Here is a 24,089-nt window from a genome sequence, read left to right on the forward strand (position 1 = left end):
GTATTGGGTATTAAGCTGCAAGATGGTTTGTTGGGTTTTGCGATAGTACAGCAAATTATAGATGAGGCGACGTTACTCGATATTTGTGTGGCACCAGATAAACAAGGCTCAGGGTTTGGCTCGTTATTAATGCAGCAATTGATTGATGATGCGAAAGATGCGGGTGCAGTTGTGCTGATGTTAGAAGTTCGTCAGTCAAATGAGGCTGCAAAATATTTATATGAGAAAGCTGGTTTTATTGAGTCAGGCAGGCGTAAAAATTATTACCCTACAGATGATGGTTATGAAGATGCCATTTTAATGGATTTAGCATTGAGTTAATTTTTTGCGTGATTCAATTGAATACAAAAAAAACAGCGCTAATTGAGCGCTGTTTTTTATTTGGGAGAAGTAAGATTACTTAACTTCTTTACCTTGAGCTTGTAAGTCTGCGTGGTAGCTTGAGCGAACAAGTGGGCCACAGGCTGCATGTGTGAAACCAAGTTCATCAGCTAACGCTTTCAACTCATCAAATTCTGCTGGTGGAACATAACGTTCAACGGGTAGATGAAATTTAGACGGTTGTAAGTATTGGCCAAGCGTGAGCATTTCTACGTTGTGAGCACGTAAATCTCGTAATACTTCGGCTATCTCTTCGTTGGTTTCACCTAAACCCATCATTAAACCAGACTTAGTCGGAATAGTTGGATGACGCTCTTTAAAGCGTTTAAGTAGGTCTAATGACCACTGATAGTTAGCGCCTGGACGTGCTTTGCGGTAATGAGCAGGAGCCGTTTCAAGATTATGATTAAATACATCAGGAGGCTCGGTCGCTAAAATATCTAATGCGGCATCGATACGACCACGGAAATCAGGAACAAGAGTTTCAATCTTGATTTCAGGGTTTAATAAACGAATTTCGCGAATACAGTCCGCAAAGTGCTGTGCACCACCATCCCGTAAATCATCACGGTCAACAGAAGTGATCACCACATATTTTAACTTCATGTCTTTAATCGTTTGGGCTAGTTTTTTAGGCTCGTCAGCATCAGCTTTTAGCGGACGACCATGGGCCACATCACAAAAAGGGCAACGACGGGTACAGATTGCACCTAAGATCATAAAGGTTGCTGTGCCGTGGTTAAAGCATTCTGCTAAGTTAGGGCAAGATGCTTCTTCACAAACTGAGTGCAATCCGTTTTTACGTAATGCCGCTTTTATCTCGAGAATACGTTGATTTGAAGAGGGTAATTTTACTCGTAACCAATCCGGTTTACGCAGCATAGTTTCGCGCTCTGATGGCACGACTTTTACAGGAATTCGTGCGACTTTATCGGCATCACGTAATTTGACACCTGGTTGTAATCTTTCAGGCCTATTCATTATTCTGCTAATCCTTGATGATGTACAAGTTGTTGATAGCCCATAATTTGGCTAAAGGTTTGGATTAATTTATCGCCAGCTTCAAGCACAGTTTGTGGACCACCTAATGCTTTACATTGCACCATTTCTAAACCAGCATATCCGCAAGGATTGATACGCTGAAACGGGGCTAAGTCCATATCGACATTTATTGCTAAGCCGTGAAAAGAGCAGCCTTTACGGATGCGTAACCCTAAAGAGGCAATTTTTTGTTCTGTGACATAAACACCAGGAGCGTCGGCTTTTGCGTAAGCATTAATAGCGTAATAAGCGAGCATATCAATAATACTTTGCTCAATATTGTTCACTAACTGTCTAACACCTAGTTTATTACGTTTGATGTCAATAAGTGGATAAACCACTAATTGTCCTGGACCGTGGTAAGTAACTTGGCCACCGCGATCGACTTGAATAACTGGAATATCACCAGGGTTGAGTATGTGCTCGCTTTTACCTGCTTGGCCCTGGGTAAATACTGGTGGATGCTCAACAATCCAAAGTTCATCTTGGCTGTCGCTATCACGAGTGTCAGTATATTCCTGCATTGCATGCCATGTCGATTCATAGTCTTGCATACCAAGATGGCGGATGTGCAGTGTTTGTGCTTGCAAGGGCAACGTCTCCCCCAGATAAATGGTGTGTGTCCATCGAGTCAATGGTTTAATTCTTGAGTATTATACTCAAGTTTATGAGTAAAGAAGACTCTTTGGGCTCTTACAGTACGCGTTTTACACCTTCAATTGCGGCAAGATCAATATACGCTTTTTCAATATGTTCTTTGCTGGTAACGGTAATACGGATGGTCACTGAATAGTAACTGCCTTTACTTGATGCCTTCACGCTTGGAACATAATCACCGGGAGCAAGTTGTTGCGCTACAGCAACAACACGATCGGCTAGGGTATCGTCAGCATCACCAATCACTTTGAAAGGGCACGAATTAGGAAATTCCATCACTTGGTCAAACGTTGTATTTAACATTAACTTACTCGATTCTGTTTTGGTGTTACTAATATGGTGGCAATTATACCCGATTCAAGCCCAGTAGATCTTAAAAAATTAAAGCCGCTGATTAGGCGGCTTTAATTAGTTGATTCACTAATGGATTCATGAATAGATCATGTAAATCTGTTTAATTACTCAAACCAACTGGCAAACATTTGCTTAAAATAATCCATTAACTTGCTGAATAAGCCGCCTTCTTGAACTTCATTCAATGTCACTAGCGGGAACTGAGCAATGTCTTTTCCATCAAGCTGGAAAAAGACACGACCAACTGTTTCGCCTTTAGCAAGTGGGGCAGTTAGTGGCTTTGTTAACTCAAAGTTAGCCTGTAAATCTTTTGCTTTACCACGGCTAATAGTAATAGGGGTGTCGGTCATAACACCGAGATCAACTGTTTCTCTATCGCCATACCAAATTTGTTGAGTTACGAAGGTATCGCCAGCTTTGTATGGTGTAATAGTTTCGAAAAAACGGAAACCATAGTTGAGTAGTTTCTTACTCTCAGCTTTACGTGCAGATTCACTCGATGTGCCCATCACAACGCTAATAAGACGCATGCCTTCGCTGGTGCCTGAAGATACTAGGTTGTAGCCTGCACCTGATGTATGGCCAGTTTTAATACCATCAACGTTTAAGCTTTTATCCCATAACAAGCCATTACGGTTATATTGCTTAATGCCGTTATAGGTAAAAGACTTCTCTGAATACACTTTATATTCTTCAGGTACATCACGGATCAGCGCTGCACCTAAAATGGCCATATCATAAGCTGTCGTTTTATGATTTTCTGAGTCTAAACCATGAGAGTTTTCAAAGTAGCTATCCTTCATGCCTAATTGCTTGGCCCATGAATTCATTAAATCAACGAATGCACCTTCTGTACCAGCAATGTGCTCAGCCATAGCAACACAAGCATCATTACCCGATTGGATAATAATACCGCGGTTTAAGTCGTGTACTTTGACGGTTTTACCCACTTCGATGAACATTTTTGATGAGTCAGGGAAATTCTTTGCCCACGCGTTCTTGGTAATGGCTACATCATCATCTAATGAAATATTACCGACACGGATTTCATGGCCAATAACATAACTGGTCATCATTTTTGTCAGACTTGCTGGGTTTAAACTTTCGTAGGCATTTTCTTCAGCAATGACTCTGCCAGAATTATAATCCATTAGCACGTAAGCTTTAGCGGCAACACTAGGCGCATCAGGTGTCACCATAGGTGCGCGATTGGGTGTAGGACGTATATCTGGTTGTGGCGTTGCTGCGAGTGAAGAAAAACAGACAACTGATGCAAAGAGCATCGTTGTTAATTGAGCGGTTTTGGAAGTCATAATGAAGTTAGCACGTCTCTAGTTAGTCGAAGAAAAGACAAAGATCGATTGGTATAATTTTTCGATTATACATTAGTAGGCAGTCATTTCGCATTAAGGTTCATTCATCCAATGTAAATGAACCTTAATGTTACTCTTTATCACCAGTATTATGGCTTACGGTACGATAAAGCTTTGTGGATAACCATCAATTTGCACACGATCGAGCAACTTATTAGTTAGATGAATTTGTCTGATCGGGCCCAACTGCAATCTGTGCATGCCATTTATCGATGTCACGCGAGAATTCACGGCATATTTGGTTTCTAACTGCTTAGCCAACATATTTATACGCAGTTTATCTTGAGACGCTGCAACTTGAATAAAGTGATTGTCATCATCTTTTAAATCGCTTATTACTCGCTCTTCTGGTGAGGGAATGTAAACGGTTTCAATGGCGACTTTTGCGGTTCCTCTGGCCAGCATGCCTAAGTGGTAAGCAGCAGCATAAGATAGATCAATCACTCGACCATGATGAAACGGTCCGCGGTCATTTACTCTAACAATAATTTGTTTATTGTTGTCTAAATTGGTCACTTTGACATAACTGGGTAAGGGCAGGTTTTTATGCGCTGCAGACATAGTGTACATATCATAAGTTTCGCCATTAGAGGTTAAATGACCATGAAACTTTGAACCATACCATGATGCATGACCTTGCTCTTTAAATCCCTTTCCGCTGTCGAGTACTTGATAGCTTTTGCCTAATACGGTGTAGTTACGATTACCTTGTCTGCTATAAGGTTCGTATTTAGGTTGGGCGTTTTTAACCAAGCTCACATCTGGTGCATCATCAGGATAACGATCGTTAGCCATTTGATAGCGGCTTTTTTTCCCCGATGAGGTTTTTTTAGCATCATTTGACGAGCAACTGATCAGTAGTGCACTGCTCAACATGATTAATAAGATGAAACGGTAATTAATTGCCATGTTGATTTACCGATTTGTGGTGGGCGTTAAGTTGTTGGCTAAACTGATAAACTGCCATTGCATATAACGGGCTGCGATTATAGCGAGTGATCACATAAAAGTTTTTAAGCCCGAGCCAGTATTCAGCGCTTTCAGCTTGATCTAGTTTAATTAACAATGCAGCTTGTGATGCATCAATATCTTGATTATCTGCCAAGCTTAATGTTGGGCTAAGAATGTCTGATACCTTGTAGTGAAGCTTTTCTTTGGTCCAAACATTCGCTTTTGGGGCTGTGCTTGATGTGTGATTCAGTAATAGCGCCACAGGCTGACCTTTTTGCCAACCGTGTTGATGAAAATAGTTAGCCACACTGCCAATAGCATCTGCTTTACTGGTTAATAAATCTCGTCGACCGTCGCCATCAAAGTCGACAGCGTAATGACGGTAGCTAGATGGAATGAATTGACCATAACCCATTGCTCCAGCATATGAGCCTTTTAAGGTGTCATTATCGAGCTTTTCTTCTTTAATCAACGACATTAAATTGGCATATTCACTGCGAAAGAACGTCGCTCGTGGTGGGTAATGAAAGCCCAACGTATATAGGGCATCTTGCACACGATAATTGCCTAAGTAACCACCATAGAATGTTTCAATGCCAATAATGGCCACTATAATTTGTGGATCGACGTTAAATTGCTTGGCTGCTTTATCGATGGTTTGCTGGTTTTCTTGCCAAAACTCTAGCCCTTTTTGCAACCGTTTGTCGGTCAAAAAAATAGGATAATATTGGTGCCAAGGTTTCGCTTCCCAAGGTTTTGATATCGCGTCAATAATGGTTTGATCGAAGCTTGAAGACGCTAAAAACTGCTCGACTTCTTGTTGCTTGAATCCTTGTTTTACTTGTTCAGCAATAAAGGTTTTCTGTAATGCTTGAGTGTCTGTTTCGGTCACTGCATTTGCGTTAAAAACAGTACCAATAAGTAATGCTAAGCTGGCGATTTGAACGGTTATCTTTGTCATGGTTAACGTTAATCCTATCTATCGACAAATCGTCTGTGGGTGTGAATGCTCATTAAAATACCAAAACCTGTCATTAAGGTCAGCATCGAGGTTCCACCATAACTGATTAGCGGCAAAGGTACACCAACCACTGGTAAGATGCCTGATACCATACCTATGTTAACAAAAACATAGACAAAAAACGTTAGGGTGATACTTCCGGCCAATAAGCGTGCAAAACTTGTCTGTGCTCGTGAAGCGATAACCAGACCTCTGCCAATGACAAATAAATACATTGCCAGTAATACTAAACTGCCAATTAATCCGAATTCCTCACCGATCACAGCAAAGATAAAGTCGGTGTGTCGCTCAGGTAAAAACTCTAATTGTGATTGAGTCCCGTCAAGCCAACCTTTGCCCCAAAGTCCACCTGAACCAATGGCAATTTTCGATTGGATAATATGATAACCCGCGCCGAGAGGATCTTGTTCAGGATTAAACAAGGTTAATACTCGAGTACGCTGATAATCGTGCATCAAGAAAAACCATAAAACAGGTAAAAAGATCAGAATGGCGGTAACAAAGCCGCCGACAATTAACCAACTCATGCCAGATAAAAACAACACGAATACCCCAGAAGCAGCGACCAAAATGGAGGTGCCTAAATCCGGTTGTTTAGCGATGAGTAATGTTGGGATTAGTAGGATAATAACGCCACCGGCCAGATAGCGCTTTTTGGGGGGCAGCGGGAACTTACTGATATACCACGCCATGGTTATGGGGAAGGCAAGTTTGATAAGCTCCGATGGCTGGAATTCCATAAACCCTAAATTAAGCCAGCGCTGAGCACCTTTATTAATGGTGCCAAATAGTTCAACGCCGATGAGTAACGCTACCCCTGCAAGATAAATAGGTAAAGCCCAACGCCTGAGGATTTCAGGATTGATTTGTGCAAAGCAAAACATCACGCCCAACGACAACGCCATACGTACAAGTTGGCGCTCCATCATCGCAGGATCTTCGCCACTGGCAGAATAAATCACAAAAAGACCAAAGCTCATTAAAATAACGATGCCGATGAGTAATGGCACATCTAAGTGTATTTTTTGCCAAAACGATTTTTGATATGCATGATTATTCACGGTTTTACCGCCCATTCGTCTCGTAAAATATACTCATCGAGCAATGCTCGTGCTAGTGGGCCTGCATTGGCGCCACCCCAGCCGGCGTTTTCTAATACCACCGCTAAAACAATACGAGGGTTTTCATAAGGTGCGTAAGCAACAACTAATGCATTATCGCGCAAGTGTTCTGCAATAGTGTTGGCATTATATTTTTGATCTTTGGCTACACTAAATACCTGCGCTGTACCCGTTTTCATTGCTGCGGTATAGGTGGCATCGGTAAAGCGAGATTTATCAGCCGTTTGACGCATAGCTTCATTGATGATGTCCCAATTGCGAGGGTCTTTAAGCTCTATTGGTACTTGCTCATCAATCGGCGAATCAATTTTAACCGTACTATTTTTAAATGATTTTAATAAATGCGGGGTAAAACGCTTGCCTTTATTTGCCATGATAGTCACCGCATTGGCAAGCTGCAGCGGCGTAGTAGTCCAATATCCTTGGCCAATACCGACCGAAATGGTATCGCCATTATACCAAGGTTGGTTGTAACGCATTCTTTTCCAGTCTCTAGATGGCATTACGCCATCTGACTCTTCAAAAATATCGATACCGGTACTTTTACCAAATCCAAAACGATCCATAAATATGGCCATTCTATCGATGCCAACCTTATAGACGAGGTCATAAAAGAAAATATCACAAGAGTCGACAATGGCATGATAGATATCTACCCAGCCATGGCCCCATTTTTTCCAGTCGCCCCATTTGCGATCGACGCCTGGCATTTGCCAATAGCCCGGATCCCAAATACGCGTGCGTTCGTTAATGATTTTTTCTTCTAACCCGAGTAACGCTACATGCGGTTTGATGGTTGATGCTGGGGAGTATTGCCCTTGGGTTGAACGATTAATTAATGGCCGCGATTTATCATTTAATAAGTCATTATAAGCTTTAGAACTAATGCCGTGAACAAAGGGATTAGGGTCATATGATGGGCTTGAAATCATGGCTAAAACACCACCATCTCTAGGATCTATAGCAACGACAGAGCCTTTTCGGCCATCTAAAAGCTCCATGGCCTTCTGCTGTAGTTTGAGATCTAACGTGAGATAGATGTCTTGTCCTGGTGTTGGCGGAGTCACTTTAAGCGTGCGGATCACTCTGCCACGATTATTGACCTCTTCTTCGAGGTGACCGGGGGTACCATGAAGTAAACTTTCATAAAATTTTTCAATGCCTTGCTTACCAATATCTTTGGTTGCGGCATAGTTTTTCCACTGACTACTTTTTTCAAGCAAGGCTTTATCTCGGCTATTAATTTTGCCGACATACCCTAATACATGAGTCATTAGTGCATTAAAGGGATAATGGCGCTTAAGGCCTGCTTCAACATAAATCCCCGGGAATTTATATTGATTAACACTAAAAATGGCGACTTGTTCGTCGGTTAATTTACTTTTAATGGTTAACGGCTTAAATCGGCGATGAAACTTTAAGGTTTCAGTAATGCTTTCGCGCTCATCTTCAGTGAGTTCAATGAAGGTATTAAGTTCGTCTAAAGTCGCAGTGATATCATCAACTTTTTCTGGAATAAGTTCTAAAGAATAATAAGGTTGGTTTTCGGCTAACAGCACGCCATGACGGTCATAAATTAACCCTCTGCTAGGCGGAGTAGGAACCACGCGGATACGGTTATCATTTGAACGAGTTTCATAGTCTTTGTAAGAGACAACTTGAAGATGATAAAGATTCGAAAATAGGATGCAGAGTAGTAAGAATACGCAAATAAAAGTGAACAATGCACGGCGTTTAAATAGCGCGGCCTCTGCGGCGTGATCATGCATGGTAATGCGCTTGTTTGGCGACACTTATGCTATCCCCGTCGTAACCAAATGAAAGGTTGAATTATAGAAGGTCACAGTATCAGCTGATGAACATGAAAAAAAGAGTTGCATGATAATCATTATCGATAAGCTTAGTTATACATGCGACTGAGTTTATTCTCTGTGATACGGATGATTGGTATTGACGCTCCAAGCTCGATATAGGCTTTCTGCCACAATAACCCTAACCAAAGGATGGGGTAAAGTGAGGGCTGATAAACACCAGCTTTGGTTGGCCGCCTCTTTGCAAGCAGGTGAAAGTCCTTCTGGGCCACCAATAAGTAAGCTGACATCTCTACCATCGAGTTGCCACTTTGTCATTTGCTCGGCAAGTTCTGGTGTTGTCCAGTTTTTACCGGGTAAATCTAAACTGACAATGTGGTTACCTTTTGCTACTGCCGCTAGCATTAATTCGCCTTCCTTATGTAAAATTCGGGCGATATCAGCATTTTTCCCGCGTTTCCCTGCTGGGATTTCGATGAGCTCCAAAGCCATATCTCTAGGGAAACGGCGTTGGTATTCTTCGAAGCCTCGGGTTACCCAATCGGGCATTTTGGTGCCAACGGCAATAAGCTGTAACTTCATTAGACGCTGTGTTCAGACCAAAGTTTTTCAAGCTCGTAGTAATCACGAGTTTGTTCTTGCATCACATGCAAAATCACTGAGCCTAAATCAACTAATACCCATTCACTGCTGTCACGACCTTCGACCCCAAGAGGTTGCACGCCAGCATTTTTTGCTGACACGATTACGTGCTCACCAATAGATCGAACGTGTGTTTTTGATGTACCAGTACAAATGATCATAGTGTCGGTAATGGTTGACCGTTTAGATACATCTATAACAGTAATATTTTTTGCTTTTAAATCATCGACTTTGTCGATAACGAAATCTTTTAGTTCGGTGCCTTGCACTCGAAGTACCTCATAAGTAAAAATTAACGGAGTATTATACTCAAATTCACTGTTGATGCGCAATTAAGCATGGCTAAACAACGATAGATTTAATTTTGTGTCCGATGCTGAGTTTACCCATAATCATAAAAGTTGAGTTAATAACTGTGCGGTTTATTGTGTTAGCGATAGAGCTGATGTTGGCGAATATATTCGGTTGTTGTTTGAGATAAAACCGTGCTGATATCAATATTTTGAGCTAACTGCTGACGTATTTCAGTTGAAGAAATATCGACTAACTGGCTGTTGATAGTGAATATTCTGCCATTTTTAGCATGGGAAGGCGAGTCAAGATAGTCTGCGGTTGCTTGTCTGAATAATAATTCTTTGGTCATTTCGCTGTTGGTGTCCATTGCCCAACCAGGGCGTTGACACAATGCAATATGGCACAGATTAAACAATGATTGCCATTGATACCACAATGGTAATTGAACAAATGAATCCATGCCCATAATGAAAAAGAATTCATCATCAGGATATTGTTGGGTGAGTAATGTGAGCGTAGTGACGCTGTAAGACGGGGTGTCGCGATTGATTTCGATATCACATAGCTTAAATTCTGGGTACTGCTGGCAAACTAACTTCACCATTTCAAGCCGGTGATGAGTACTCACTACGGTAGTATTTTTATGCGGAGGTATATGATTGGGCATTAGCCAAATCTGGTCTAAATGAAGTTGCTGTTTTACGTCTAGTGCAGGATTGATATGTCCTAGATGGATAGGGTCGAAGGTGCCACCCAAAATACCGATACGCATTCGCTGTCCTTACTTTTTGTCTCAGTCAGTTAATTCAATATGAGCTAAACGGTTATGTGCTCGTGGATCAAATAAAATGCATAAATGGCTGAGACCAATCCAATCTTCAAGCCCTTTTTGTTTGAGATTTAATTCTAATTTAGACGCAAACGCGAGCATATGTTCGATATGATCTAAATCTAATCGCGTTATTGCTGCTTGATAAAGCGGTTTACGCTTATCCCAAATTCGGTGTTGGCTCCAAAGTTTGCTCAGTTGCTCGCCATTATGGACGGCCAGTTTTAAGGTGAGCAGCAAATTTATCTCTTTGAATAAAGCCCACATTAAAATGGGCATTGCAGTGCCTTCGGCCTGCAATTGAGCCAGCATGTGCTGTGCATGTTTTTGATGGTTACCTAGAATGGCATCACAGAGTTGAAACACACTGAAACGAGATTGGTCTTCGAAATATTCACTGAGTTGTTCTGGGGTAATATTTTGCTTAGGACTGAGCAGTTGTAGCAATTGCATCGCTTGTTCAGCCGCCAATAAGTTACCTTCAAATAGCGTAAATAACATGGCTTTTGCATCATGGTGAACCGTGAGTTCATAATGAGTAATACGACTGTCTAACCAGCGTTCAAACTGTTTACCTTCAGGCGTGGTGCAGGGTAGGTATATACCTTTGGCATCGAGTGATTTAAACCATTTGCTATTGGTTTGCTCTGCACTGGCTTTGGGGCCTTGGATAACCAATAACATATCTGGATTAGGGTGTTGCAACAGCGTTTGAAATGCTGCGGCTCCTTCCATGCCTGGTTTACCTTGCGGCAGGGTTAACTCAATAATCCGTCGGCTGGCAAATAAGCTCATTGCTTGCCATTCTTGGACTAAATCTCCCCAGTTAAAACCGGTTTCTTGGCTTAACTGTACACGCTCTTCAAAGCCTTGTTTTTTAGCGGCGTTGAGGATCAATTGTTTACTGTTTTCGATTAACCATGGGTCATCACCAAACAGTAAAAAGCATTGCGGTAGTGGTTTGAGATGTTGCTTGAGTTGATCAGGATAAACCCGCATTACTCTGCCCCGATTGACGCCAGAGTTTGGATAATATAATCGGCTGCCTGTACGCGCATTTCTTTAACCAACAACTCCATTTCACGGCTTTTTGCTAATGCAGTACGAGGATCGTCTTGATAATCTCGGCGGATTTCAGTATCAAAATCTTGTGGCTCTTGTCCTGGTAAAGTAACCGAATAATGCACTAAGTAGATCAGCTCATATTCTGCGACATTTCCTGTGGGATAAAGTGACAGTGTGGCACGTTCGAGAGAGTCGTTAATTAACCGTAACGTAGGTGTTTTTTCTGCTGCATCGACAAGGCTAATACGGTTGATCCGTAATCTGTCACGAACTAAGCGAGTTAACTCACTGTATTCATCGCTGCTGCTTAAATGCAATTCGGCCAATTCGGCAGGGATGGAGTAACTGCGTTGGAGTTTGAAGCCGCATCCTGCAGTGGTCAGTAGCACCAATGTCATTATGGCTAAACAGATTTTTTTGGCTAGCATATTGAGGGGAGGCATCCTTGTTTATTTGCATGGTTAAATAAATAACTTACCGCGGTGTAACCCGCGGTAAGTTAACACTGAAGCGTTAACGTTATCACCCTAATTTCGGAGGCTGACGAGCCTCCTCATTAAGACAACTTAGTTAGCAACAATACTTAATAGTTTGCCGGGCACGTAAATGACTTTACGAACCGTTAACCCTTCAGTGTGTTTTTGTACGTGCTCATCACTCATGCCTAATGCTTCTACATCTTCTTTTGATGCATCAGCAGCAACAGTAATTTTTGCGCGAACCTTTCCGTTTACTTGTACCACAATGAGCTTGCTGTCTTCGACTAACGCAGACTCATCGACTTCAGGCCAACGGCTATCTTCAATGTCGCCTTCGTTACCTAACTCATTCCATAACGTAAACGTCATATGCGGAACAATAGGGTAAAGCAAACGCGTTACAGCAGACAAAGCTTCAGCAAGTAACGCTCGGTCTTGAGCCGTTTCTTGTGAGGCTTTCAGTAAATGGTTCATTAGTTCCATTACTGAGGCTACTGCTGTGTTAAACATTTGACGACGTGCAATGTCATCGCTGACTTTGGCAATGGTCTTATGTAATTCACGGCGCAATGCTTTTTGATCGGCATTTAATTTGCTGGTATCTAATGCTTCAGTTTTACCTGCAGCAACATGATCGCTAGCCAATTTCCAGAAACGTTTAATGAAGCGATGTGCTCCTTCAACGCCTGACTCTTGCCATTCCAGGGTTAATTCTGGTGGCGAGGCAAACATCATGAATAAACGTACGGTATCAGCACCGTATTTTTCCACCATGACTTGTGGATCGATACCGTTATTTTTCGATTTAGACATCTTACTCATGCCGGTGTAAACCAGTTCATGACCTTGATTGTCTATCGCTTTAATGATGCGGCCTTTGTCGTCTTTTTCTACCACAGTCACTTCTAAAGGTGATACCCAAACTCGGGCGCCTTTTTCGTTGGTGTAGTAATACGCATCTGCTAATACCATGCCTTGAGTCAGTAATTGCTTTGCGGGCTCATCACTGTTGACTAAGCCTGCGTCACGCAGCAACTTATGGAAAAAGCGGAAATACAACAAATGCATACAAGCATGTTCGATACCGCCAATGTACTGATCGACTGGTAACCAGTAGTTAGCTTTAGCAGGATCTAACATTTCGTCTGCGTGAGGACTACAGTAACGTGCGTAGTACCAAGACGATTCCATAAAGGTATCAAAGGTATCTGTTTCGCGTGTTGCTGGCTGACCGTTGACTGTGGTTTCGGCCCAAGCCTTATCGGCTTTAATTGGACTTTGAATACCGTCCATTACCACATCTTCTGGCAAAATAACTGGCAGTTGATCTTCAGGTGTTGGCACAACAGTACCATCGGCGAGGGTCACCATCGGGATAGGAGCACCCCAGTAACGCTGACGAGAAACACCCCAATCGCGTAAACGATAATTGACTTGGCGTTTGCCTTTACCTTCTGCGGTTAATCTAGCATCAATAGCTTCAAAAGCTGCTTGGAAGTCTAAACCGTCTAGCTCAGGGAATGCATCGCCCGAATTAAACACCACACCTTTTTCGGTGTAAGCTTCTTTGCTAACGTCTACTTCGCCATCTACTGGCTTAATGACCGCTTCAATCGCAAGCTGGTATTTAGTCGCAAATTCATAATCGCGTTGATCATGAGCTGGAACTGACATTACCGCGCCTGTGCCGTAATTCATCAATACAAAGTTAGCGACCCAAATAGGTACTAACTTGCCACTAATAGGATGAATCGCTTGTAAACCTGTCGCGACGCCTTTTTTCTCCATCGAAGCCATCGCAGCTTCAGTGGTATCAGCATTTTTACATTCTTCTAAAAATGCGGCTAATTCAGGGTTACTCTGCGCAGACTGTTCAGCTAATGGGTGACGAGCTGCAATAGCTACATAAGTCACACCCATTAAGGTATCAGGACGAGTGGTGTAGATATCAAACGATGCATCACTGTCAGCAACGGCAAAGGTCATTTCAATCCCTTCACTGCGACCAATCCAGTTACGCTGCATGGCTTTAACCTGTTCAGGCCAGCCATCTAACGTGTCGATGTCGTTAAGCAATTCTTCAGCATAATCAGTGATTTTAATAAACCACTGAGGAATTTCTTTCTGAATTACTTCAGTATCACAGCGCCAACAACAACCATCTTGTACTTGCTCGTTTGCGAGTACGGTTTCATCGTTTGGACACCAGTTTACTGATGAGGTTTTTTTATACACTAAACCTTTGGCATACAACTGAGTGAAGAACCATTGTTCCCAACGATAGTACTCAGGGGTACAGGTAGCAATTTCACGACTCCAGTCATAACCAAAGCCCAATAGCTTGAGTTGGTTCTTCATGTAGTCGATATTTTCGTATGTCCACGGTGCCGGCGACGTCTTATTATTGATCGCGGCATTTTCTGCAGGCAGACCAAATGAGTCCCAACCAATCGGTTGCAAAACATTTTTACCTTGCAAACGTTGATATCGTGCCACTACATCGCCTATTGTGTAGTTACGGACGTGGCCCATGTGAAGACGACCTGATGGATACGGAAACATTGAAAGACAATAGAATTTCTCTTTGCTTTCATCTTCAGTAACTTCAAAGGTTTTATGTTCGTGCCAGTGCTTTTGCACTAAGGCTTCAATTTCTGAGGGATTATATAGCTCTTGCATCAATCTATTTCCGGCCATGCCGCCCATTGTTTGATCTAACGCTCAGCAGCGCGATTTATAACTGCATAGAATAAACCAGAAGTGATCTATTAAAAAGGTGCGTATTAAGGAGTATTACTTATGAGTGGAAAAAGTTCAGCACTATTAGCCTTATATCAGTCACTATTCGAACAGGTGAAAACCACGTTTGAGCAAGATAACTCATTGACAGCTAAAAGTTTGTTTAAGTCAGTGACCCAGGGTAAAGACTATCTAAAACTTAAATCTCATGCAGATGAAGAAGAGCTCGCTTTAGTAGAAGAATTTTTAAAGCGTGACATTGCAGCCTTCTTAAGTGAGGAAAATGCCGATAATTTGAGTTTTAGTCCAATGGTAATTGGGATTGAGAATACATTATGGCAGTGGTTGAGCGAAATAACTGATCGTAGCCAAGTGGAGTGGCATGAACTTTTACAAGATTTTAAACATCATGGTGTTTATAAGTCTGGAGAAATTATTAACCAAGGTAAACTGACCTGTAATAAGTGTGGTCACCAAATGCAAATCGATTTTCCTGGGGTGATCCCCGATTGCCCAAAATGTGATTACAATGAGTTTTCACGGGAGCCGTTAACACCATAATCCGTTAGGTGAATGCTTAAAACTTTACTCGGTAATGGTAGTGACTTGCACTGCTGTTACCGATCATTTCATCATAAGCAGTCTGAATTTCTATCATGGCATAATGAATGCCTTGTTGTTTCAGTAATACTTCAGCTTGTTTGATTGAGTGAAGACTCAGCTGTTTCCCTGCTTTATTGCGAACACTGTAAAAATTTCCCCGAAGGTCTTCAACACCGAGCAAATAATGATTTGAGTCGGCATAACTAATAATCGTGGGATGCTTAGTTTGTTGAGATATGGCTAATTTTATTTCAGATAATTGCATAGTAACTTCCATCAATAGTCGTTTATCGAGGACATTACGAAGCAAGCTCGAGTTTAGTTTTATATCGAAAGCTTATTTTGAACATCTACAAGTATTTAAAGATGGTTGTAGATTAGCAACCACTTACTACAGTTTGATATTCAGGTGCTGTATTTACATCTGCGGCTTGAGTGTAAGAGAAGTAACAATTGTCATTGATGACTTGGCCATTATCATCTTTATCGTATCCGATATAAGTAACAGCAATTCCTTGATATTGTATGGTAAAAGCGTCATCCACAATGATCCATTTTTCAATGTCCGTGTTGTCTAAATAGCCCCATTTTAACCGAGTTTCAAATACACCGTCGCTGTCGATATCAATATCGATTAAGTCATCGCGGTTTGTGACAGCCTGCACTCGTAAACTCGTCATTTTTGAACGGGCATAAACTAGGGTGTTGGCTGTTTTAATGCTGCCCATGAGGCCTGATAGAGTGCTCTGTCTCGCTTCGGTACTCAAACCAATAAATTTAGCCGCTGCAACCATCGCTAAAATACCAAGGATAATGATGACCACAACTAACTCTATTAAGGTAAATCCTTTTGAGAGAACCTGCGTTTTGAGTTGAATCGATTGTGACATCAAATTATCTCGTTATTTCCGTAAGACGTTTCTGACACCAAATAGCATTAATACACCACACAGTATCAGCAAGGGGAGTTGACCTATTTTTCTAAACCAAGTTTCACCTTGATAAAGCGCAACATTGGTTACTAACACCCCAGTTTCAAACTGCGGGATAGCATCGGTAATTCGTCCATGCGGATCAACGACTGCAGTAATTCCATTATTGGTACCACGCAGTAATGGTTTACCCATTTCAATGGCACGCATTTGGGCTATTTCCATGTGCTGTAATGGCCCGTTAGATGTGCCAAACCAGGCATCGTTTGATACGGTGAGCAGCATATCTGTTTCGTTTGTAACGCTTGCTCTTACTTGCTCTGGGAAGGCAATTTCGTAACAAATAGCCGGTGCTACATGGTAACCCAGTGCAATTAAATTAGGTTGAGTGTAGTCACCACGTTGAAATGATGACATCGGTAAATTAAAAAACGGTGCAATAGGGCGTAATAAATCCCCTAATGGTACGAATTCACCAATTGGCAGTAAGTGATGTTTTTTAAACTCATTTTTGCCACCGACAATATAGTCAGCACTTTGCTGCTGCTTCTGATGATGATTACCCAATACGATTAATGAGTTATAAAAATCTTTTTGCTGGTGGCTAATAATGCCAGTAATAATCGCCGTGTTATTCATATTGGCGACTTGATTGGCATTCAATAAAAAGTCTTCCACCATGGCTTCTGGTGCAGGAATGGCAGCTTCTGGCCAAATAACGATATCGACACTAGAGGCATCATCAAATTGCTCACGGGTCAGATCCATGTATTTAAGCATGGTTGGCCACAACGCATCTGGCTCCCACTTCATGCTTTGAGGGATATTCCCTTGCACTAATGCCACTTTAACTGTTTTACCACTGGCTGATATTGGGTTGAGTTGTGGTGCAGCCCAAGCGCTTAATGCCAAAATGGGTAATATGATTAACACTGGGAACACGCGCTTTTGTGTTAACAGCATCAGTGAGCCTGCAACCAGAGCCACCACAAAGCTCAGTCCTAACGCACCAATAAAGCTGGCAAATTCACTAAGAGGTCCTAATGTTTGGCTGTAGCCAGCCCAAATCCAAGGGAAGCCTGTCAGTACCCATCCTCTTAACCATTCAGTTAGTACCCATAAGGCGGGGAATAATCCTAGATAGGTTAAATAAGGATTTAAGGTGTGCTTAGCTGTACGTGATAACTTGTTGAGCAAGTATCCTGTTATTGCGGGATAAATTGCCAGATACAGTGCCAGTAAAGCCATTAAGCTTATCGACACAAAAATGGGCATCCCACCAAAGGTGTCAATACTGACATGCACCCAACTAATGCCAATGGCAAAGCAGCCAAAACCGAAACTAAGCCAGTAATATAAACTTTGCTTGGCGGTTAATGTATGACTCTGCCATAGGGCAAAACTCAATGCTAAAGGAAATATGGCCCAAATTTCATAAGGCGCAAACGAAAGTGCCGTACTGGCGCCAGCAATAAATGCCGTCACCAGACGAACAATACTCAAAGAAGAGTGTAAAGGTTGAGTTTTTAGCACGATTTAGTCGTCGAATTCTTCACTAATATTAGGGTCAGGAAGTTTAACACGAAGTTGCACCAAGCGGCGGTTATCTGCGTTAATGACTTTGAACTCGATATTGTTGATGACAATGCTTTCATTACGTTCTGGTAAATGACCAAATGCATGCGACACCATCCCACCGACAGTATCGAATTCTTCATCACTGAAATTGGTACCACAGGCTTCGTTGAAATCTTCAATTTCCGTCAGCGCTTTTACCATAAACACAGTGTTACTGAGTTTTTTTATTTCGGTGTCTTCAACTGAATTGTGGTCAAATTCATCTTCAATTTCACCAACGATTTCTTCGAGAATATCTTCAATAGTGACTAGACCCGACACTCCACCATATTCATCGACAACAATGGCCATATGGTAACGCTGTGAGCGGAATTCTTTGAGCAGTACATCGACTCTTTTACTTTCAGGAACGACCACGGCAGGTCGAATCACTTGGGCAAGAGTGAAAGATTCATCAGATTGTTTAAATCCGTATTTGATCAAATCTTTAGCCAGTAAAATGCCTTCAATATGATCTTTGTCTTCATTAACAACAGGGAAGCGAGAGTGACCGGAATCCATGACGATTTCTAAAAACTCATCGACGGTCGAGTCTATTTGAATGGTAACAATTTGCGATCTTGGGATCATGATGTCGCGCACACGAAGGTCGGAAACCTCTAATACACCTTTAATCATTTCGCGAGTATCTTCGGTGATGAGGTCACGCATTTCTGCACCTGCTATGACATCAACTAAATCTTCGCGATTTTGAGGTTCGCCCTGAAATAATTGGTTAATTTTATCGAACCAGCTCTTCTTGTGGGCGCTTGTACTCGGGGGGATATCGTCACTCATAATATTTACCTAAACAAGGGTATCTATAAGATATACCTTGTTTATTTATGCTTCCTTATAGGGATTGTCAAAACCTAAGCCTTCAACAAGTTGGGTCTCTAATGACTCCATCTCATCGGCTTCTTCGTCGATAATATGGTCATAGCCCAGCAAATGCAAGCTACCGTGTATGACCATGTGTGCCCAGTGAGCGATTAGCGGTTTATTTTGCTCAATTGCTTCTTGTTCCACCACTGGTGCGCAGATAACGAGGTCACCCAATAATGGCAATTCAACTTCTGGCGGCGCTTCAAACGGAAACGACAATACGTTAGTTGGCTTGTCTTTACCGCGATAAGTTGAATTGAGCTGCTGACTCTCGGCAATATCAACAATACGAATAGTTAACTCTACTACTGGCATTGTTTGGCCAATAGCGGCTCGAACCCAAGTTTCAAACTCAGCTTGAGTTGGTAAGCGTGGATTATCGACTGCAATTTGTAGGTCGAGATCTAATGATATCCCTTGCTGGCTCATTGAGCACTTTCCTCTTTATCTATTAGCTGACGTTTCTGTTCACGTTCGCGATAAGCTTGTTCTTTGATGGCTTTTTGAATTTGCTCTTGTTGCTCGAATGCTTCATACGCTTCAACGATACGAGCAACAACAGGGTGACGGACCACATCTTGGGCAATAAAGAAATTAAAGCTGATCTCAGGTACCTCGCTGAGCACCTCAATGGCGTGACGTAGGCCTGATTTTTGGCTACGAGGTAAATCAATTTGAGTAATGTCGCCAGTGATCACCGCACGAGAATTAAACCCAATACGGGTTAAGAACATTTTCATTTGTTCAACAGTGGTGTTTTGGGCTTCATCTAAAATAATGAAAGCATCATTGAGAGTCCGGCCGCGCATGTAAGCGAGCGGGGCGACTTCAATTACGCCGCGTTCAATCAGTTTTTCAACTTTCTCAAAACCCATCATCTCAAATAAGGCATCATAAAGTGGGCGTAAATATGGGTCGACTTTTTGGCTTAAATCGCCCGGTAAAAAACCGAGTTTCTCGCCAGCTTCAACCGCTGGACGAGTTAGTAGAATACGACGCACTTCTTGACGTTCGTAAGCGTCAACCGCCGCCGCAACAGCAAGGTAAGTTTTACCTGTACCAGCAGGGCCAATACCAAAACTGATGTCGTGCCCCGTGATATTATGCATGTACACACTTTGATTCGGTGTACGAGGTTTAATCACGCCACGCTTAGTTTTTATATGGATGCTACTGTCGTCAGAATCTTGCTGTGCTTCAAGGTTAATGGCTTCTTGAATGGCTAAATGCACCACTTCAGGTTCTAAGTCTGGCGTACTGCCTTTGATTGTTTGGGTTTCTATGTATAACTGACGCAACAAGTTATTGGCATTGAGCGCATTACGTGGCAGTCCAACAATAGTGAAGTGGTTATCTTTATGAATAATCTCAACACCTAATCGGCGTTCGAGTTGTTTGATGTTGTCATCAAATGGGCCACATAATGACACGAGGCGGCGAGTATCTGAAGGTTCTAGATACAAATTCATGGTGGTGACTTTAGTGGTCAAATAAGGCTCCAGGTTTCGGTCTTGGACAACAAAATAATAGCGTTAAAATGCCATTTAGTAATAATGACAGTTTACGAGTCTCTGTATCGAATTACCATAATATGACCAATTTTAGGCAAAATTAAAGGCGGACAAGCCGCCTTTAGTATCATCTTAAGCAGCAAACATGAATTACGGCTTAAAGTGGGTCACACCTAATGCATCATCTTGCTTGTGTTTAGCCAGAATTTCAGCCGGACGTAAACTGCGACGTAAATCCATTTCATCTTCACCACGGACAAATTCACCGCGTAATGAGTTGGTATAAACATCAACAATTTTCACATCAACGAAACTGCCGATATGAGTGTGAGCGGCTTCAAAGTTAACCACACGGCTGTTTTCAGTTCGACCGCGAAGTTCCATTGGATTCTTCACTGAAGGACCTTCAACTAAAATACGTTGAACAGTGCCCAGCATTTGACGGCTATAACGCATTGCTTGTTGGGTAATACGGTCTTGTAAAATGGCTAAACGCTGCTTCTTTTCTTCGTCGCTAACATCATCAGGCAAATCTGCTGCAGGCGTACCTGGACGAGCGCTGTAGATAAAGCTAAAGCTGTGGTCAAACGCAACATCTTCAATCAGTTTCATGGTAGCAGCGAAATCGTCTTTAGATTCACCAGGGAAACCAATAATAAAATCTGAGCTAATTTGAATATCAGGGCGAGCTTTACGCAAGCGACGAATAATCGACTTATACTCAATCGCCATGTGACCGCGTTTCATTTGGGTCAAAATACGATCCGAACCCGATTGCACCGGTAAATGCAGGAAGCTCACCAATTCAGGCGTGTCTTCATACACATCGATAATGTCTTGGGTGAATTCAATTGGGTGGCTAGTGGTAAAACGCAGACGGTCGATACCATCAATTGAGGCCACTAGACGCAATAATTCCGCAAAGGTACATATCTCATCATCATGAGTTGCACCGCGATACGCGTTAACGTTTTGCCCCAATAAATTCACTTCACGTACACCTTGGGCGGCTAATTGAGCCACTTCAAGAATAACGTCATCTAACGGACGGCTGACTTCTTCACCGCGGGTATAAGGTACCACGCAGAAAGAACAGTACTTACTGCAACCTTCCATAATTGATACGAACGCGGTTGGACCATCAGCGCGAGGCTCAGGAAGACGATCGAACTTCTCAATTTCTGGGAAACTGATATCAATCACAGCTTTTTCGCCACGTTGAATTTGTTCAATCATCTCAGGTAAACGGTGTAAGGTTTGTGGACCAAAGATAATATCAACGCATTGAGCGCGATCTTTAATTGCTTTACCTTCTTGCGAGGCAACACAACCGCCGACCCCAATAATTAAATTAGGATTTTTATCTTTTAAAGATTTCCAACGCCCTAGCTGATGGAAAACTTTCTCCTGTGCTTTTTCACGAATAGAGCAAGTATTAAGCAGCAGAACATCTGCTTCGCTTGCGTCCTCGGTCAAGGTATATCCTTGATAGTCGTCTAATAAATCGGCCATCTTTGATGAGTCATACTCATTCATTTGACAGCCCCAGGTTTTAATATGAAGTTTTTTACTCATCAGTGCTCGCCAGTAAATCACAGTAAAAATAGCGCGACATTTTACCTGTTGTCAGACGGTCTGGCTAGCACTAGTGCAAGTTTCACTCATTTGAATCTAAACTTTGTAATAGCCTTGAAAATAGTAATGATTTATCGTTGGCGTTAAACGTGATTGATTGCTCGGAGTAAAAACCAAATTCCGCGGCCATTTGGCGACTTTGTTGCTGGACTTGAATGAGATTACTTTGGCTTAAATCACGATTAAAGCTGAGCAACATTTCCGTGGTTTGTTGATATAGGGCATAATCGAATGCATTACGATATGTCACTGTAATGGTTTCAATGGAACCTATGTTTGTTGCAGCTTGAGTGATTAAGTTATTTTTGGGATTATTAGCAGCGGCATTCGTCGACAGTACTAATGAGCAACCTATGATTGTGGTGATCACAATTGTGGCAATCAGACCATAGCGAATGTCATGGCGTACAAATTGATGGTGACTGTTCATGATGTCCTCTCTTGATTACGGAAAGTGGATCAATTAATCAGACAGTCACAGTATACAGAATCGTTTATTGATTGGTTTTTGTTCATTGTAAGCAAGTGTAGGTAAAAGCCGTTATAGCAACATTTGGTCATGCTTTAGCTCTTATAGACATATCTATACATATATTGACCGCAGTTCATTGTCATATTAAACAGAAATCATCTCACTATTTATGGATGCCAATACAATGCAAGATGCTTCATTCACATCAACGAACACCTCTGGTAACGCTAATCATTATGATGTTGTCGTTGTTGGCGGCGGAATGGTCGGTGCGGCTGCTGCGATTGGATTAGGCCAGTTAGGGCTCAGTGTCGCAGTGATTGAATCTCGCCAACCACAACCTTATGATCCTTTACAGCCTTTAGATGTGCGAGTATCTGCAATTAGTGTGGCATCTGAGCAATTGTTAACGCGTCTTGGTGTTATGGATGAGCTGCTAACCATGCGCCATGCACCTTATACAGGTTTAGAAACGTGGGAGCTCGATGGCTGCCTTACTGCATTTAGCGCCGAACAAGTTGATAAGTCGCACTTAGGCTACTTTTTTGAAAACCGTGTAATTCAATTAAGCCTATGGCAACAAATCAATAAAATGGACAACATCACCTTATTGTGTCCAGCAAAAGTGATGCAGTTTTCTCGCTTAAGGGACAGTCATCAAGTCGGTATTTTGCTCGATAATGGCGATACGCTTACTACAACATTACTTGTTGGTGCTGATGGGGCTAACTCGCAAGTGCGCCAATGGGCGGGTATTGGTTTGACTGGTTGGGATTACGCCCAATCGGCGATGTTAATCAATATTAATACTCAAACTCCGCAGCAATCAATTACCTGGCAGCAATTTACTCCAGCTGGACCGAGAAGCTTATTGCCGCTGCCTGGAAATCATGCTTCATTAGTGTGGTATGACGATGCTAATCGTATTAAACAGTTATCTCAACTGAGCGATCTACAACTTGCCGAACAAATTAGACTGCATTTCCCATCGAGATTAGACCCTAATTTTACTATTGAAAATCGTGGTAGCTTTCCATTAACTCGGCGCCATGCACAACAATATTATCAAGATAATCTGGTTATTATTGGCGATGCGGCTCACACGATTAATCCATTAGCTGGCCAAGGCGTTAATATTGGTTTTAAAGATGTCGATGTGCTGGTGGCTCAAATTGCTAATGCTATTGGAACGGGAGGCACATGGTGGGATAGCAAGGTATTAAAGCGTTATCAGCAAGCGCGATATTATGATAATCAATTGATGATGACTGCAATGGATGCTTTTTATGCCGGTTTTAGTAACAATTTATTGCCATTAAAATTACTGCGTAATGGCGCGTTAAAACTGGCCAACATCGACTCACCGCTAAAACGTAAAGTATTGAAGTACGCGCTTGGGCTGAATTAAACTATGGGTTGGCTACATGAGCAATTTGGTCGCTAGGCTTCTTACTCAATAAACATGGCTTTTATAAAGAGTAGCCAACAGTAAAGCATGAGCGGCTTTGAATGATTACATTATGAGTGAAATTGGTATAAAATGCCGCGTTTTGCATCATGTGTATTTTGATGTACCCCATGAAGGCATTTAGCAGCATTGCTTGCTAATAAACTGACTAGGTTGTGATGAGTAACATTAAATTGATTGTCGGATTGGCAAATCCGGGTGCTGAATA

At 42.1% G+C, this 24,089-nt stretch carries 25 protein-coding genes; 3 read left to right on the forward strand and 22 right to left on the reverse strand.

Annotated features, from left to right (window positions below; translation table 11 throughout):
• Positions 1-321 (forward strand): ribosomal protein S18-alanine N-acetyltransferase (gene rimI, locus CXF78_RS03710; RefSeq protein WP_102036010.1); only part of this gene is annotated, 321 nt, incomplete at its 5' end.
• A gap of 75 nt (positions 322-396) precedes the next feature.
• On the opposite strand, the gene lipA is transcribed toward rimI, so the two are convergent.
• From lipA to leuS, 14 genes are all read right to left on the reverse strand, one after another.
• Positions 397-1,362: a lipoyl synthase gene (gene lipA, locus CXF78_RS03715; RefSeq protein WP_011636175.1), complete on the reverse strand. Its 966-nt coding sequence runs from the start codon at positions 1,360-1,362 to the stop codon at positions 397-399.
• Positions 1,362-2,012 (reverse strand): lipoyl(octanoyl) transferase LipB, encoded by a 651-nt coding sequence (lipB, locus tag CXF78_RS03720; RefSeq protein WP_102036011.1) that lies wholly within the window; start codon positions 2,010-2,012, stop codon positions 1,362-1,364. The genes lipA and lipB overlap by 1 nt, the downstream gene beginning before the upstream one ends.
• A 103-nt stretch (positions 2,013-2,115) precedes the next feature.
• Complete coding sequence (gene ybeD / locus CXF78_RS03725; protein WP_011636177.1) at positions 2,116-2,382, reverse strand: DUF493 family protein YbeD; 267 nt, start codon at positions 2,380-2,382, stop codon at positions 2,116-2,118.
• Between the two features lie 155 nt (positions 2,383-2,537).
• Positions 2,538-3,746 (reverse strand): serine hydrolase, encoded by a 1,209-nt coding sequence (locus tag CXF78_RS03730; RefSeq protein WP_041413365.1) that lies wholly within the window; start codon positions 3,744-3,746, stop codon positions 2,538-2,540.
• A gap of 156 nt (positions 3,747-3,902) precedes the next feature.
• Positions 3,903-4,715, reverse strand: a complete 813-nt coding sequence (locus tag CXF78_RS03735) for a septal ring lytic transglycosylase RlpA family protein (RefSeq protein WP_011636179.1) — start codon at positions 4,713-4,715, stop codon at positions 3,903-3,905.
• Entirely contained in the window at positions 4,705-5,718 is a 1,014-nt protein-coding gene (gene mltB, locus CXF78_RS03740; protein ID WP_102036012.1) for a lytic murein transglycosylase B, read from the reverse strand. Before mltB ends, CXF78_RS03735 begins: the two co-directional genes overlap by 11 nt.
• Before the next feature lie 14 nt (positions 5,719-5,732).
• Positions 5,733-6,854, reverse strand: a complete 1,122-nt coding sequence (gene rodA, locus CXF78_RS03745) for a rod shape-determining protein RodA (RefSeq protein ID WP_011636181.1) — start codon at positions 6,852-6,854, stop codon at positions 5,733-5,735.
• On the reverse strand, positions 6,836-8,692 hold the full coding sequence (gene mrdA, locus CXF78_RS03750) for a penicillin-binding protein 2 (protein ID WP_011636182.1): 1,857 nt from the start codon (positions 8,690-8,692) through the stop codon (positions 6,836-6,838). The genes rodA and mrdA overlap by 19 nt, the downstream gene beginning before the upstream one ends.
• Before the next feature lie 129 nt (positions 8,693-8,821).
• On the reverse strand, positions 8,822-9,292 hold the full coding sequence (gene rlmH / locus CXF78_RS03755) for a 23S rRNA (pseudouridine(1915)-N(3))-methyltransferase RlmH (RefSeq protein WP_011636183.1): 471 nt from the start codon (positions 9,290-9,292) through the stop codon (positions 8,822-8,824).
• Entirely contained in the window at positions 9,292-9,621 is a 330-nt protein-coding gene (gene rsfS / locus CXF78_RS03760) for a ribosome silencing factor (RefSeq protein ID WP_011636184.1), read from the reverse strand. Before rsfS ends, rlmH begins: the two co-directional genes overlap by 1 nt.
• Positions 9,622-9,782: 161 nt before the next feature.
• Entirely contained in the window at positions 9,783-10,418 is a 636-nt protein-coding gene (gene nadD, locus CXF78_RS03765; RefSeq protein ID WP_011636185.1) for a nicotinate-nucleotide adenylyltransferase, read from the reverse strand.
• A gap of 21 nt (positions 10,419-10,439) precedes the next feature.
• On the reverse strand, positions 10,440-11,474 hold the full coding sequence (gene holA / locus CXF78_RS03770; protein WP_102036013.1) for a DNA polymerase III subunit delta: 1,035 nt from the start codon (positions 11,472-11,474) through the stop codon (positions 10,440-10,442).
• Positions 11,474-11,968 carry an LPS-assembly lipoprotein LptE gene (lptE, locus tag CXF78_RS03775; RefSeq protein ID WP_059744816.1) on the reverse strand — a complete coding sequence of 165 codons (495 nt, stop codon included), beginning with the start codon at positions 11,966-11,968 and terminating at the stop codon, positions 11,474-11,476. Before lptE ends, holA begins: the two co-directional genes overlap by 1 nt.
• A gap of 138 nt (positions 11,969-12,106) precedes the next feature.
• A complete protein-coding gene (gene leuS, locus CXF78_RS03780) occupies positions 12,107-14,698 on the reverse strand; it encodes a leucine--tRNA ligase (RefSeq protein WP_102036023.1) in 2,592 nt (863 codons plus the stop codon).
• A 120-nt stretch (positions 14,699-14,818) separates the two neighbouring features.
• Between leuS and CXF78_RS03785 the strand changes: the two genes are divergently transcribed.
• Positions 14,819-15,319: a zinc ribbon-containing protein gene (locus CXF78_RS03785; protein WP_011636189.1), complete on the forward strand. Its 501-nt coding sequence runs from the start codon at positions 14,819-14,821 to the stop codon at positions 15,317-15,319.
• Positions 15,320-15,335: 16 nt separating this feature from the next.
• Here the strand turns inward: CXF78_RS03785 and CXF78_RS03790 are convergent, their stop codons facing one another.
• The 8 genes from CXF78_RS03790 to CXF78_RS03825 form a co-directional block, all read right to left on the reverse strand.
• Positions 15,336-15,626, reverse strand: coding sequence for a DUF6482 family protein (locus CXF78_RS03790; RefSeq protein ID WP_257984831.1), 291 nt, complete (start codon positions 15,624-15,626; stop codon positions 15,336-15,338).
• A 112-nt stretch (positions 15,627-15,738) separates the two neighbouring features.
• Positions 15,739-16,251 carry a type II secretion system protein gene (locus tag CXF78_RS03795; protein WP_102036015.1) on the reverse strand — a complete coding sequence of 171 codons (513 nt, stop codon included), beginning with the start codon at positions 16,249-16,251 and terminating at the stop codon, positions 15,739-15,741.
• A 12-nt stretch (positions 16,252-16,263) separates the two neighbouring features.
• Entirely contained in the window at positions 16,264-17,826 is a 1,563-nt protein-coding gene (lnt, locus tag CXF78_RS03800; protein ID WP_102036016.1) for an apolipoprotein N-acyltransferase, read from the reverse strand.
• A 3-nt stretch (positions 17,827-17,829) separates the two neighbouring features.
• Positions 17,830-18,708 (reverse strand): CNNM family magnesium/cobalt transport protein CorC, encoded by an 879-nt coding sequence (corC, locus tag CXF78_RS03805; RefSeq protein WP_102036017.1) that lies wholly within the window; start codon positions 18,706-18,708, stop codon positions 17,830-17,832.
• 45 nt (positions 18,709-18,753) lie between these two features.
• The gene (gene ybeY, locus CXF78_RS03810; protein WP_102036018.1) at positions 18,754-19,224 is read right to left on the reverse strand and encodes an rRNA maturation RNase YbeY; all 471 of its coding nucleotides are present in this window, start codon (positions 19,222-19,224) and stop codon (positions 18,754-18,756) included.
• Positions 19,221-20,285 (reverse strand): PhoH family protein, encoded by a 1,065-nt coding sequence (locus tag CXF78_RS03815; RefSeq protein WP_102036019.1) that lies wholly within the window; start codon positions 20,283-20,285, stop codon positions 19,221-19,223. Before CXF78_RS03815 ends, ybeY begins: the two co-directional genes overlap by 4 nt.
• A 171-nt stretch (positions 20,286-20,456) precedes the next feature.
• On the reverse strand, positions 20,457-21,881 hold the full coding sequence (gene miaB / locus CXF78_RS03820; protein WP_102036020.1) for a tRNA (N6-isopentenyl adenosine(37)-C2)-methylthiotransferase MiaB: 1,425 nt from the start codon (positions 21,879-21,881) through the stop codon (positions 20,457-20,459).
• A gap of 82 nt (positions 21,882-21,963) precedes the next feature.
• Positions 21,964-22,371 carry a hypothetical protein gene (locus CXF78_RS03825; protein ID WP_102036021.1) on the reverse strand — a complete coding sequence of 136 codons (408 nt, stop codon included), beginning with the start codon at positions 22,369-22,371 and terminating at the stop codon, positions 21,964-21,966.
• Between the two features lie 226 nt (positions 22,372-22,597).
• Here CXF78_RS03825 and CXF78_RS03830 point away from each other — a divergent pair, with 226 nt between their 5' ends.
• Positions 22,598-23,821, forward strand: coding sequence for an FAD-dependent monooxygenase (locus tag CXF78_RS03830; RefSeq protein WP_180957040.1), 1,224 nt, complete (start codon positions 22,598-22,600; stop codon positions 23,819-23,821).
• The last annotated feature ends 268 nt before the right edge of the window (positions 23,822-24,089 follow it).

This window comes from Shewanella sp. 11B5, assembly GCF_002836795.1.
Lineage (GTDB): Bacteria > Pseudomonadota > Gammaproteobacteria > Enterobacterales > Shewanellaceae > Shewanella > Shewanella frigidimarina.